We start from the raw sequence: 12,761 nt of genomic DNA, 5'->3' as shown, positions 1-12,761 counted from the left end.
GCTCGAGCACGCCGACCACCTCGGGCGCCTTCACCCCCGCATCAAACGCCGCCATCACCAGCGCCGCCTCGTCGACATGGCCGAACGGACGGTCCGCCATATAATCCGCCGACGGCGCACGCCGCAGGACATAGCCCGACGTCCCGCCCGCACCCGACCAGTCGAACGCAAAACTCTCCATGTTCGCACCGCCCGACAAACGCGTCAGGCCCGACAAAACGCCAGAACCGACAACGCGCGCCATCAAGGCCGGGAGTAGGGCCGCAACGTCGGTCATGCGAACGGCGTCCCGCACTCGGCAAATCTGAACATATTTGGCATTCCACTCCGCATTGCCGGCGCCTTCTTGCATGATCATTTTACTTAGTATGCTAACTATATGCGATGAATCTTTTGGCGGCAAGTAACCTTGAGCGCGGCGACGGCGAAACTCTCCACAAGCACCCGGAAGCAACATCCCGACCACCCAAAGGAGGCCGACCGTGACCCGACACATCCGCACCCTGTTCACCGCCGCACTCCTGCTCGCGAGTCCCGCCATCGCGGCGATGCCCGCGCCCGAAGGCCTCAGCCGGACCGACCTTCAGCGCCACGACCTCTCAGCGCCCGGCCGCGAGACGGTCCAGGCGCGCATCGACATCGCGCCGGGCGCGGTCGCGCCGTGGCATCGCCACCCCGGCGAAGAGGTCATCTACATCATCGAAGGAACGCTCGAATATCAGCTCGAAGGACAGGCGCCGGTAACGCTGAAAGCCGGCGAAGTGCTGTTCGTGCCGGCGGGTGTCGCCCACAAGGCACGCAATCGCACGGCCGTGAACGGCGCCGAACTCGCAACCTATATCGTTGAAAAGGGTAAGCCATTACTTGTTCCGACTGAAGTAATCGAGGCGCGCTAACGCCCCCACCGACCATCCGATAAGGCAATATTTAGAATTGGGAGGTAAAAGGACGACGGGGACCAGGGAGGGAATGCATGTTCAGCGTCCTCGAATGCGTCGTTTATCAGCACGATCTGCGATTCGTCCTGATTGCAGCGCTTGTCTGCATCCTCGGGAATACCAGCCTTTTTGTCGTCCTGGGCCGCTCGACGCACTGCGTCGACGCGCGCCGACGTCACTGGCTTATGGTCGCGGCGGTGGCCGAAGGCGTCGGCGTATGGGCGACACATTTCGTCGCCATGCTCGCCTATCGCGGAACGATGCCGATCCGTTTCGACGTCGGCCTTACCATCTTGTCGGTCGCCATCGCGATCGGTTTCTTCTGGTGCAGCTTTCGATTGCTGGGCAAGGCGCCGAGCGCCGGACGTTGCGCGGCCGGCGCGGCCGGCGCGGCCGTCGGGGTCGCGGCGATGCATTTCACCGGCATGGCGTCGATCATCGCACCGGCCCGCGTGACCTATGACCTGGTTCCGATCCTCGTCTCGCTGCTGCTATCGGGGCTGTGCTTTTTCGCCGCCTTCCTGGCATTCGCACGAACGAAGGGCTGGACGAAGGTCGCCCTGCCCGCGGGTTTCGCGGTCCTCGCGATCGTCATCCTGCACTTCACCGCGATGTCGGCCACCACGCTCGTCCCCGATCCGACGCGCGGCGACATATTGGGAACGGCGAACAGCCGCGACTGGCTCGTCCCGGCGATCGTGATTGCCAATGTCGCGCTGGTCGCGCTGGCGCTTACCGGCTCGCTCGTCGACCGCTGGCTCACCGACGCGCACGGGCTGGCCGATGCAACGCTCGAGGCGCTCGCGATCACGTATGACGGACGGATCGTCGAGGTGAACGCGCGGCTTTGCGCCCTGCTTGGCGTCAGCAGCGGCGCGATCGTCGGCAGTACGCCCTCCGACTGGTTCGTCGCGAGCGACGGCAGCTCGTTCGAGGCGCCCGACGGCCATTCCGCCGAGGCGCGCCTCCGCAACAGCTTCGACGAAGACCATATCCTGGAAATTGCGACTCAGACGATCGAATATCGCGGGCGAAGCTGCCAGGTTCTTGCGATCCGCGACCTGTCCGACCGGAAACGCGCGCAACGGGCGATCGAACATCTGGCGTCCCACGACCCGCTGACGGATCTGTCGAACCGTGCCCACTTTGGGCGCGCACTAGACGCGGCGATCGACGCGAAAAAGCCCTTTTCCCTGCTCGCGCTCGACCTTGACCGGTTCAAGGCGGTGAACGACATCTTCGGCCATGGTGCGGGCGACGAAATCCTGTGCCGGATCGCCGACATTCTCCGCTCCGTCGTGCGCGCCGACGACATTGTCGCGCGCATCGGCGGCGACGAATTCCTCATCCTCCAGACCGGCGTGTCGGAACCCGACGAAGCACGCAAGCTTTCGGCGCGCATCCTCGATACGCTGGCGATCGAAATGGACGTCGCGCGCGATCCGATGGCGGTCGGGGTCAGCATCGGCGTCGCGCTCTTTCCGCAGGACGGAACCGACGCCGAGGTGCTGCAACGCAACGCCGATACGGCGCTATATCGCGCGAAGAATAACGGAAGGGGCAACGCCGCCTTCTTCGATCAGGAGATGGACGAGCTCGCGCAGGAACGCCGCGCGCTCGAACACGACCTGCGGCACGCAATCGCCCGCGATCAGCTGTATGTCGTGTACCAGCCGCTCGTCGCGACCGCCTTCGCCTCGGTGATCGGTTACGAAGCGCTGCTGCGCTGGAATCATCCCGAACGCGGCGAGATCGCGCCCGACGATTTCATCCCTGTTGCCGAGGAAATCGGTGCCATCGTTGCGATCGGCGAATGGGTGCTGCGCGAAGCCTGCCAGGCGGCGGCGGCCTGGCCCAAGAATGTCTCGGTCGCCGTCAACGTGTCGACGATCCAGTTTCAGGTGCCGAACCTGCCCGCCGTCGTTCGCGACGCGCTGTCGCAATCGGGGCTGGAGGCGCATCGGCTCGAACTGGAAATCACCGAGACCGCATTTCTACGCAACAAGCACAGCGCGCTGAAGGCGCTCCACGAAATCCGCGCGCTCGGCGTCCGGATCGCGATGGACGATTTCGGCACCGGCTATTCGTCGCTAAGCAATCTCAAGGCCTTCCCCTTCGACAAGATCAAGATCGACAAGAGCTTCGTCGCCTCGATTTCGGACGACGAAGCAGCGCGATCGATTGTGCGCGCGATCATCGGGCTCGGCCGCAGTTTCAACATGCCGATTGTCGCCGAAGGGGTCGAAACTCCGGAACAGCGCCAGATGCTGCTCGACGAGGGCTGCCCGCAGGCGCAAGGCTATTACTTCGGCCGCCCCGCCGCCGATCCCTTCCAGACGGAGCCCTGGCCCGACTTGGAAAAGCGCGACGCCGAACGCTGAGCGACGTGCCCCTGCGAAAGTCAGCGATAGCCATCGCGCGGCGAATGGGGCACAAGCCTTGCGATGGCAGGATATGGGGGTTCGATTTGGCCGGTGCGGGACCTTCGGTCCGCCGGCGATCCTGATTCCACGGCCGAATGCCGTCGGCGCGCAGCGCGCGTTCGAGGCTGACGCATGGCCGACGCCGACGAACCCGATATCCTTGCGGCAGCGATCGCGGGCGACCGCGACGCCTTCGAAGCCTTGCTGCGGCGCCACTATGACCGCATCCACGGCCTCGCATGGCAATTGACCGGATCGCGCGCCGATGCCGACGATATCGCGCAGGATGTCTGCTGCATCCTCGCCGAAAAGCTCTCCGCCTTTCGCGGCGATGCCAAATTCACGACCTGGCTGTGCAGCATCGTTTACAACGCCTGCCGCGATTTCCACCGGCGGCGGTCGGCGTTTACGCGGTTCACCGGGCAGCTGAGTATCATGGCCGGGCTGGCGCGGGGGCCCGACGGCCGCGACCTGTATGACGCGGTCTGGATCGAAAGCGCGATCGCGCGGCTGAAACCCGAACTTCGCGATACCGCGGTGCTGATTGCCGGGCAGCAGCTGTCGCACGCCGAAGCCGCGCAGATTTTGGGGATCGCCGAAGCGACGGTGTCGTGGCGAATGCACGAGATCCGGCGCCAGCTTGCGGCGAATCCCGGCCCCGACGACTGACCGCGCGGCGCCCCGGAATTTTTTCGCAAAGGCCGCCAAGGATTTCCCGCGCCCGCGCGTCCCAGGGACATGCGGGCGATTGTGCGCCGCTGTTGCCAGGGAGACAAATCATGTCCCGTTTCTATCTGATGCTTACCGCGGGCCTCTCGATCACGCTCGTCGCCGCCTGCTCGCAATCGAACGAAGCCGATATCGCGTCGCCGTCGTCGGAAGCCGCCGCACCGACATTGAAAGCAGAGGTCGAGGAGGACAGCTCGGCCATCGTCGTCACCGGACAGCGGATAGACGCGCGCGCTATGGACGCGCCGGTGGCGATCTCGGCGATCGGTTCGCAACACATCGCATCGCCGCCGCCGGCACAGGCCCGCAAAATGGTCGTGACGGGTAGCGCCATTCGCGCCCCCTATCCCGATCGGATCATGCCCTGGTATCAGGATGTCGGGCGCGACAAGTTCACGTCGACGCAGGAAAATGCCTTCAAGATCGCGCGTGACGAGCCCGTGTCGACCTTTTCGATCGATGTCGACACCGCCTCCTATTCCTTTGTCCGCGCGTCGCTGAACAACAATGCGCTGCCCCAACCCGCCGCGGTGCGGACCGAGGAACTGGTCAATTATTTCCCCTATGATTATGCGGCGCCGCGCAGCGCGCAGCAGCCGTTCTCCTCGAATGTCGCGGTCTTCCCCAGCCCGTTTACGGCGGGCCGCAAGCTCGTTCGCATCGGGATCAAGGGTTATGCGATCGAACGCGCGACGCGACCGCGCGCGAACCTCGTCTTCCTGATCGACACGTCGGGGTCGATGAATGCGCCGAACAGGCTGCCGCTGGTCAAGAAGTCGCTCGGCCTGCTGCTCGATCAGCTCGATCGCAACGACCGCGTGTCGATCGTGACCTATGCCGGCAATGCGGGCACCGCGCTCGAGCCGACGCCGGCGAGCCAGAAAGGCAATATCCTCGCGGTGATCGACCAGCTCGGCGCGGGTGGCAGCACGGCGGGCGCCGAAGGCATCCGCCAGGCCTATGCGCTGGCCGAGCGCAATCTCGACCCGAATGGCGTCAACCGCGTCATCCTCGCCACCGACGGCGATTTCAACGTCGGCATCACCAATCAGGACGAGCTGAAAGGCTATATCGAGCGCGAGCGCGGCAAGGGGATTTTCCTCTCCGTGCTCGGCTTTGGCATGGGCAATTACAACGACGCGCTGATGCAGACGCTCGCCCAGAACGGCAACGGCGCCGCCGCCTATATCGACACGCTCGGCGAAGCGCGCAAAACTTTGGTCGACGAGGCCACCTCGACCCTCTTCCCGATCGCGAAGGATGTGAAGATTCAGGTCGAGTTCAACCCGGCCACCGTCGCCGAATATCGGCTGATCGGTTATGAAACGCGGATGCTCAACCGCGACGATTTCGACAATGACAAGGTCGACGCGGGCGATGTCGGGTCGGGGCAGACGGTCACCGCGATCTACGAGATCGTCCCCGTCGGCGGACCGCGCACGATGGGCGACCTCAGGTACAGCAAACCCGCCCCGCCGGCGGCCGCGGCGGCGCCCAGCGAATATGGCTTTGTGAAGATCCGTTACAAACTGCCGAAATCGGATCGCAGCCAGCTGATTTCGACGCCGATTGATCGCCGCGTCGAATTCGCCCGCTTCGCCGACGCGCCGCAGGACGCGCGCTTCGCGACCGGGGTCGCGGCCTTTGCCGAACTGCTCCGCGGCGGGCGCTACAGCGGATCGATGACCTATGACGATGTGCTGCAGATCGTCGGCGCCGCCCGCGGCACCGACGATTTCGGATATCGCATGGAGCTGGTCCAGATGGTCCGCGCCGCCAAGACGGCGGGATCGATGGCGAAGCTGGAACGCTGATCATGGTGCGGCGGCGTTTCTACGAGGCGCCGCCGCATCCGCCCTGCCCGTTTCGGCCGGTCGATCGAGATATTCGACCGCCGCGATATTGTGCGTATAAGGCCAGACGATGCCCATGCCCCTTCTCTCGCGCCTGCCGTCTCGACCTGGTTCGAAATCGCACCGGGCCGCGTCGGAGGCACCGCGGCCATGACGGGCGATGACGAGCTGAAGGCCTTCCTGCCCGAACCACCGCCGCCCGCCCCGAAACGGCGCGAGGCGGCGATAGCCGATGCGCTTGCCCGCTTCGACGGCGCCCCCGCGCGGCAAGTTGCGCCTCGACCGGCGCGGGTTTCCTGGTGGAGCAATCTTCGGCGTCCGCAGGCCGGGCTGTTCGCGACCGCCGCGCTGGTCGCCGCAATCAGCCTGCCCTTCGCATGGACGGCATTGGATCCGGGCGCGCCGGCGGCCGACGATCAGATTGCGCGCGAGACGGTTGAGCCGGTACGAGCGGTCGTGGACAACCAGGCCGAAGTGCCCGCTCCCGTCGCGATCGCGGCTCCGCCATCCGCAAAGAACAGCCCTGCCGCCGAGCAAGTCGCGGCGGCGCCCCCTGCCGTTTCCGTATCCGCCGCGAAGCGGATCGAACTGGCGCAAGCGCCCCCCGCCGCGCCCGCCGCAAAAGCCGAGGAACGCGAGGCGATCATCGTCTCCGCCCAGCGCGTGGCGCACCCTGTGCGGGACACGCCGACCGCCATTTCGGCGTTTTCGTCCGACGAGGTCGCCGAGGATTCGGTCGTCGTTACGGGAACACGTATCGCGCCGCGCGGCGCTTCAAGGCGCGGCGACTGGAACGCCTGCACGGTGAACGATCCGAGCCGGTCGCTGTCGCGGTGCAAAAAACTAGCAAACAGGGGCGCGAAAGCCGTTCGGGTGGAAGCCGACGCGCATCTTTCCGATGGGCTGAAACAGGCGTGGGAGGGTGACATCGAGGGCGCGATTACCGCCTTCGACCAGGCGATTGCCGTCGCGCCCGATTTGTCGGTCGCCTACCTCAATCGCGGCCTCGCTTACGACCGCCAAGGCGAAAGCGCGCGCGCGATCGCCGATCTTGACCGGGCGGTCCGGCATGCGCCGCAGTCGGCGCGCGCCTATTACAACCGCAGCCTTCTGCTGCGAAAACAGGGCGATACGAAGCGCGCCGATGCCGACGAACAGCGCGCGGTCAACCTCGACGCCCGGTACCAGGCGATACGGCAGCCGCGCGAGCGCGATTAAACGGGGCTGGTCAGGCTGCGAACCATGGGGCGGTGGTCAGCACCGGCGCCCGTAGCGCCGAGCCGGTGATAATCCTGCACAATCTGCGACAGCGCCGACAGCGCCAGCGTCGCCGGATCGCGCGTCGCGGGGATCAGGCCTACTGAGGTGCGAAGCTTTTCCCGAAGATCGTCGCGCACGCCGGCATCGCGCAAGGCGGTCCGCCGGGCATCCTGCGTCCGCTGGCTCCCGATCGCCCCGATGTAAAAGGAAGGAAGCTGGAGCGCGCGCGGCAGCAGTTCCTCTTCCCAGTCGCGGTCGTGAAAGACCGAAATGATCGCGGTCCATGGATCGGTGACGAGGGGCGGCAGGTTCGTGCGCGAAGTCAGCCGGACGGTATCGAAACCTTCGGCATCCAGGGCAGCAAGCGCCCGTTCGTCGGGGGAGAGCACGCAGACCTCGGCGCCGAAGGCGGCGGCGAGACGCGCCAGCGCGGTGAGTTCTTCGCCCTGCCCCATCGCGACGATACGGAGTTTTGGAACATAGGCGAGGCGAAAGCTTCCATCCTCCCAGCCGGCGATCGCGCGCGCGCCAGTGATCGTGTCAGAATGCACGCCGTCGTCGGCCAGCCGCAGCGCCGCGATCTCCCGGCGATCCTGCTGCGCCAGCGCCTGTGCGATCGCATCGGGATCAGGGCGCGGATTGAACAAGAGGTCGATCCCGCCCCCGCACGGAAGCCGGATATCGAGATAGGGCGACCCCGCGCCGAAGCGCACCAGCTTCGCGCGGCCGTCGGCCAGCGTCCCGAGCGCCTCGGCGACAACCGCGGTCTCGATGCAGCCGCCCGAGAAGGATCCGGCATATCGCCCGTCCTCGGCGACCGCCATCTGTGCGCCGATCGCCCGCGGCGACGATCCCTCGATCGCGGAGAGCGTGACGAGGATCGTCCCGGTCCCCTCGCCGGTTCGCGCCACGACAAAGCGCAATATGTCGGCGGGCGTGGTTGCTATCATCCGTTGTTTGCTCTGGAAGTGGCGAAGGCGCAAAAAGCGGCAGAAGGAACGAGAGCCATGGTCGAAGCCGCAAACGTCGCCGTCATCCTGCTCGCCGCGGGGACATCGCAGCGGTTCGGGACCGACGACAAGCTGCTCGCCCCGCTCGCGGGCGAACCGCTGGCGCTGCACGCGGCGAAGCATATCGTCGCGCTGGCGCCGCGGCGGCGCATCGCCGTCTGCCGCGACGACCATGGCGCGCTCGCACGGTTGCTGGCGGCGCAGGGCTTCGAGATTGTCGCCAATCCGCATCCCGAGCACGGGCTGTCGCGATCGCTGTCGTGCGGCATGGCCGAGGCGGCGCGCGGACCCGACGTCGCGGCGATGGTCTGCCTCGCCGACATGCCCTTCGTCGGCACCGGCCATCTGCGCAAACTCATCGCGCGGTTCGATCCGGTGGCGGCGCCCGTCGTCGCATCGACGAATGGCGACGCGGCGATGCCCCCGGCGCTGTTCGCCCGGTCGCTGTTCGACAAGCTGCGCAGCGGCGAAGGCGACCGCGGCGGCAAGGCCCTGCTGGCCGATGCCGCACTCGTCCCCGCCCATGCCGGTGAGCTGGCGGACATCGACCGGCCGAGCGATTTGCCCAAATGAAACCCCGCTCTCACGCCGGCGATCACACCATGTCCGGCAGCTTGCCCAGCAGCTTGTCGAGCGTGATCGGGTAATTGCGGACGCGCACGCCCGTCGCGTTGTAGACCGCGTTGGCCACCGCCGCGGCGACGCCGCAGATACCAAGTTCGCCGACGCCCTTTGCCTTCATCGGCGACGTCGTCGGATCGGCCTCGTCGAGGAAAATGACATCCTGATGCGGAATGTCGGCGTGGACCGGGACTTCATAACCGGCGAGATCGTGATTGACGAAAAAGCCGAAGCGTTTGTCGACCGCGAGTTCCTCCATCAGCGCCGCGCCCGCGCCCATCGTCATCGCGCCGATGACCTGGCTGCGCGCCGCCTTGGGATTGAGGATGCGCCCCGCGGCGCAGACCGCGAGCATCCGGCGGACGCGGATTTCGCCCGTCATCGCATCGACGCCGACCTCGACGAAATGCGCGCCAAAGGTCGATTGCTGAGATTTCTCGGCGAGGTCGCCATATTCCATCCTGTCCTCGGCGACGAGTTCTCCGTCCGCCGCGGCATCGCCGAGCGCGACACTGCGGCGTCCGGCTTTGACCTTGCCATCGGCAAAGACCGCATCGGACGCGAGGCCGAGCTTCTGCACCACCGCCTCGCGCAACTTGACACAGGCGGCATAGACGCCCGCAGTCGAGCTGTTGGCGCCCCACTGCCCGCCCGAACCCGCCGACACCGGAAAGGCCGAATCGCCGAGCTTCACGACGACCTTGTCGAGCGGCACGCCCATCATTTCGGCCGCGGTCTGCGCGATGATCGTATAGGTGCCGGTGCCGATGTCGGTCATGTCGGTCTCGACCGTCACCACCCCCGATTTGGCAAGGCGAACGCGTGCCGCCGACGGCGCGTTGAGGTTGTTGCGGAACGCCGCGGCGACCCCCATCCCGACCAGCCAGCGACCGTCGCGGGCGACACCGGGCTTGGCGCGCTTGCTCCAGCCGAATTTGTCGGCGCCGGTCTCGAGACATTTGTTGAGTTGGCGCTGCGAAAAGGACCGGCTCGGCTTTTCGGGGTCGACCTGTGTGTCGTTGAGGACGCGCAGGGCGACCGGATCGATGCCGAGCTTCTCGGCCAGTTCGTCGACCGCGATCTCGAGCGCCATCAGCCCCGGCGCCTCGCCGGGCGCGCGCATCGCATTGCCTTCGGGCAGGTCGAGCACGGCAAGGCGCATCGCGGTCATGCGATTTTCGCCGGCATAGAGCAGGCGCGTCTGCGCCACCGCGGTTTCGGGACCGCCGCCGGGCAGGTCGCCCGACCAGCTTTCATGCCCGATCGCGGTCAGCTTGCCGTCCGCGGTCGCGCCAAGGCGAATGCGCTGGATCGTCGCCGGGCGGTGCGTCGTGTTGTTGATCATCAGCGGCCGGGGCAGTGCGACCTTGACCGGCCGCTTCGCCGCCTTCGCCCCCAGCGCGGCGAGCAGCACATCGGCGCGATTGAACAATTTCCCGCCGAAACCGCCGCCGATATACGGCGAGTCGAAGCGGATATTTTCCTTTGGAATGCCCAGCGTCTTGGCCATGTCGCCGACCGACCAGGCGATCATCTGGTTCGACGTCCAGACGGTCAGCTTGTCACCTTCCCACGCGGCGATCGTCGCGTGGGGTTCCATCATCGCGTGGCTGTGATCGGGCGTCGTATAGCGCGCATCGAGCTGCACCGGCGCTGCAGCGAAGGCGGCGGCGAAATTGCCGACGGCGCTGTCGGGTTCGGTTCCGAACGATGCCTGGGGCTTGATCGCGGTGTCGATCGCGGCGGCGAGATCGTAGGCGCCCTTCCCGCGTGCATATTCGACGCGGACGAGCGAGGCGGCGGCGCGCGCCTGCTCGAAACTGTCGGCGACGACGAGCGCGATCGCCTGATGATAATGTTCGATATCGGGGCCGCCGAGCAATTTGGCGGTGTTGAAATTGCCCTTCGCCAGCTTGCCCGCATTGTCGGCGGTGACGATCGCGATGACTCCCGGTGCCGCCCTCGCTTCGTCGAGGTTCATCGACGCGATCCGCCCCTTGGCGATCGCCGATCCGACGACATAGCCATAGGCCTGGTTCGCCGCGACATCGTGCCGTTCATAGGCATAGGGCGCGGTGCCCGTCGTCTTGAGCGGCCCGTCGATACGATTGGTCGGTTTGCCGACGATCTTCATCTGATCGATCGGATTGGAGGTGGCGGGCGTGTCGAATTTCATGGTTCAGCCCTTCGCTTGCGCCACCACCCCGGCGAGCGTGCGCTCGACGAGGGGCAGCTTATAGGCGTTTTCGTGGGTGGTCTTCGCGCCCGCGAGCAGGCCGTCAGCGACCGCCTTCGCGCCGCGCGGCAGCGCCGCCTCGGCCGCTTCGACACGCCACGGCTTATAGCCGACCCCGCCGAGCGCGACGCGGCCGGTGCCATCGCGCTGGACGATCGCACCCACCGCGATCAGCGCAAAGGCATAGGACGCGCGGTCGCGCACCTTGTGATAGATATGCGTGCCGCCGACGGGCTTCGGCAATGTGACCGCAGTGATGAGCTCGCCTGGCGCCAACACCGTCTCCAGATGCGGAGTCTTGCCCGGCGCGCGATAGAAATCGGCGATAGGGATTGCGCGCACCTTGCCCGCCGCGTCGACCGTCTCGATCGTCGCATCGAGCGCGCGCATCGCCACCGCCATGTCGCTGGGGTGCGTTGCGATACAGGCATCGCTCGCGCCGACGACCGCGTGCAGCCGGTTGAAGCCGCCGATCGCGGCGCAGCCGCTGCCGGGCTGGCGCTTGTTGCACGGCTGGTTAGTATCGTAAAAATAGGGGCAGCGCGTCCGCTGGAGCAGGTTGCCCGCGGTCGTCGCCTTGTTGCGGAGCTGTCCCGACGCGCCCGCGACGAGCGCGCGGGTCAACAGGCCATAATCGCGCCGCACGCGCGCATCGCTCGCAAGGTCGGTGTTGCGGACCATCGCGCCGATGCGGAGGCCGCCTTCTGCCGTCGCCTCGATCTTGTCGAGCGCGAGACGGCTGACGTCGACCAGGTGGCTCGGCGTTTCGATCTCGAGTTTCATCAGGTCGAGCAAATTGGTGCCGCCCGCGATGAAGCGCGCGCCGGGCGTCCGGGCAAAGGCCGCAGTCGCTGCCGCCGCGCTGTCGACGCGTTCGTAGGTGAAGCTTTTCATGCCTTCACTCCCGCCACATCGGTGATCGCATCGATGATGTTCGAATAGGCGCCGCAGCGGCAGATATTGCCGCTCATCCGCTCGCGCAGTTCGACCTTGGTCACCGTCGGTGCGGCGGCGAGGTCAGCGGTGACATGGCTCGGAACCCCGGCCCTGATCTCGTCGAGCACCGCGACCGCCGAGCAAATCTGCCCCGGCGTGCAATAGCCGCATTGATAGCCGTCGTGCGTCACGAACGCGTCCTGCATCGCATGCATCTTGTCGGGCGTGCCCAGCCCTTCGATCGTGGTGATCTTCTCGCCCTCGTGCATCACCGCCAATGTCAGGCAGCTGTTGATCCGCCGCCCGTCGACGATCACCGTACACGCGCCGCACTGGCCGTGGTCGCAGCCCTTTTTGGTCCCCGTCAGGTGCAGATGCTCGCGCAGCGCGTCGAGTAGCGACGTTCGCGTGTCGAGCTCCAGTTCGCGCTTCGTGCCATTGACCTCGAAGGCCACTTTGGCGGTCGGCGGAGATTTGGCAGGAGGAGTGGCGGCCGTTGCCGTCCCGATCGGGACCAGCGTCACCGTCGCGACCGAGGCCGCGCCGCCCACGAGCACGCCGCGGCGGGACAGCTCAAATTCTTCGGGAGTCTGCATCGCGTTCGTCCGTTTCTGTTCTGTTTGCCAATGGGCGCGGAGGCCCACGGGAAGGTTCAGGCAGTCGATACCGCGCGGCTTATATGGACCGCGTCGGCACAGAAAATTCGGATTCCTGATACACCGGTATCATAGTGCGCGACCGGGGAATAGACGTTG

At 66.2% G+C, this 12,761-nt stretch carries 10 protein-coding genes and 1 pseudogene; 6 read left to right on the top strand and 5 right to left on the bottom strand.

Annotated elements, in window-relative coordinates; all coding sequences use genetic code 11:
* A pseudogene (locus FG91_RS03190) lies at positions 1-277 on the bottom strand (phosphotransferase family protein); the annotation flags it as partial.
* Between the two features lie 205 nt (positions 278-482).
* Between FG91_RS03190 and FG91_RS03185 the strand changes: the two are divergent.
* The 5 genes from FG91_RS03185 to FG91_RS03165 all read left to right on the top strand — a co-directional run bounded on the left by FG91_RS03185 (position 483) and on the right by FG91_RS03165 (position 7,161).
* Positions 483-896 carry a cupin domain-containing protein gene (locus FG91_RS03185; RefSeq protein WP_235211919.1) on the top strand — a complete coding sequence of 138 codons (414 nt, stop codon included), beginning with the start codon at positions 483-485 and terminating at the stop codon, positions 894-896.
* A gap of 77 nt (positions 897-973) precedes the next feature.
* Positions 974-3,319, top strand: a complete 2,346-nt coding sequence (locus FG91_RS03180) for an EAL domain-containing protein (RefSeq protein ID WP_081940387.1) — start codon at positions 974-976, stop codon at positions 3,317-3,319.
* Positions 3,320-3,493: 174 nt separating this feature from the next.
* On the top strand, positions 3,494-4,030 hold the full coding sequence (locus FG91_RS03175; protein WP_037511702.1) for an RNA polymerase sigma factor: 537 nt from the start codon (positions 3,494-3,496) through the stop codon (positions 4,028-4,030).
* A 110-nt stretch (positions 4,031-4,140) separates the two neighbouring features.
* Positions 4,141-5,904, top strand: coding sequence for a vWA domain-containing protein (locus FG91_RS03170; protein WP_081940386.1), 1,764 nt, complete (start codon positions 4,141-4,143; stop codon positions 5,902-5,904).
* Between the two features lie 189 nt (positions 5,905-6,093).
* A complete protein-coding gene (locus tag FG91_RS03165) occupies positions 6,094-7,161 on the top strand; it encodes a tetratricopeptide repeat protein (RefSeq protein ID WP_037511698.1) in 1,068 nt (355 codons plus the stop codon).
* On the opposite strand, the gene FG91_RS03160 is transcribed toward FG91_RS03165, so the two are convergent.
* Positions 7,158-8,153, bottom strand: a complete 996-nt coding sequence (locus FG91_RS03160; protein WP_037511695.1) for an XdhC family protein — start codon at positions 8,151-8,153, stop codon at positions 7,158-7,160. The genes FG91_RS03165 and FG91_RS03160 overlap by 4 nt on opposite strands.
* Before the next feature lie 57 nt (positions 8,154-8,210).
* Between FG91_RS03160 and FG91_RS20810 the strand changes: the two genes are divergently transcribed.
* Positions 8,211-8,786 (top strand): nucleotidyltransferase family protein, encoded by a 576-nt coding sequence (locus FG91_RS20810; RefSeq protein WP_052187253.1) that lies wholly within the window; start codon positions 8,211-8,213, stop codon positions 8,784-8,786.
* A gap of 22 nt (positions 8,787-8,808) precedes the next feature.
* Here the strand turns inward: FG91_RS20810 and paoC are convergent, their stop codons facing one another.
* From paoC to paoA, 3 genes are read right to left on the bottom strand one after another with little or no spacing between them, the layout of a single operon-like run.
* The gene (paoC, locus tag FG91_RS03150) at positions 8,809-11,010 is read right to left on the bottom strand and encodes an aldehyde oxidoreductase molybdenum-binding subunit PaoC (RefSeq protein WP_037511692.1); all 2,202 of its coding nucleotides are present in this window, start codon (positions 11,008-11,010) and stop codon (positions 8,809-8,811) included.
* A 3-nt stretch (positions 11,011-11,013) separates the two neighbouring features.
* Positions 11,014-11,964, bottom strand: a complete 951-nt coding sequence (locus tag FG91_RS03145) for an FAD binding domain-containing protein (protein ID WP_037511690.1) — start codon at positions 11,962-11,964, stop codon at positions 11,014-11,016.
* On the bottom strand, positions 11,961-12,602 hold the full coding sequence (gene paoA / locus FG91_RS03140; protein WP_037511688.1) for an aldehyde dehydrogenase iron-sulfur subunit PaoA: 642 nt from the start codon (positions 12,600-12,602) through the stop codon (positions 11,961-11,963). Before paoA ends, FG91_RS03145 begins: the two co-directional genes overlap by 4 nt.
* Positions 12,603-12,761 lie beyond the last annotated feature (159 nt).

It is taken from the genome of Sphingopyxis sp. LC81 (assembly GCF_000756375.1).
In the GTDB taxonomy this organism is placed as follows: Bacteria; Pseudomonadota; Alphaproteobacteria; order Sphingomonadales; family Sphingomonadaceae; genus Sphingopyxis.
This window is presented reverse-complemented; position numbering and strand designations above follow the sequence as displayed.

Bases quoted from the DNA above. Each gene is read 5' to 3' on its own strand.
- FG91_RS03180 (WP_081940387.1), top strand. From the start codon at position 974: ATGTTCAGCGTCCTCGAATGCGTCGTTTATCAGCACGATCTGCGATTC.
- FG91_RS03175 (WP_037511702.1), top strand. From the start codon at position 3,494: ATGGCCGACGCCGACGAACCCGATATCCTTGCGGCAGCGATCGCGGGC.
- FG91_RS03170 (WP_081940386.1), top strand. From the start codon at position 4,141: ATGTCCCGTTTCTATCTGATGCTTACCGCGGGCCTCTCGATCACGCTC.
- FG91_RS03165 (WP_037511698.1), top strand. From the start codon at position 6,094: ATGACGGGCGATGACGAGCTGAAGGCCTTCCTGCCCGAACCACCGCCG.
- FG91_RS03160 (WP_037511695.1), bottom strand. From the start codon at position 8,153: ATGATAGCAACCACGCCCGCCGACATATTGCGCTTTGTCGTGGCGCGA.
- FG91_RS20810 (WP_052187253.1), top strand. From the start codon at position 8,211: ATGGTCGAAGCCGCAAACGTCGCCGTCATCCTGCTCGCCGCGGGGACA.
- paoC (WP_037511692.1), bottom strand. From the start codon at position 11,010: ATGAAATTCGACACGCCCGCCACCTCCAATCCGATCGATCAGATGAAG.
- FG91_RS03145 (WP_037511690.1), bottom strand. From the start codon at position 11,964: ATGAAAAGCTTCACCTACGAACGCGTCGACAGCGCGGCGGCAGCGACT.
- paoA (WP_037511688.1), bottom strand. From the start codon at position 12,602: ATGCAGACTCCCGAAGAATTTGAGCTGTCCCGCCGCGGCGTGCTCGTG.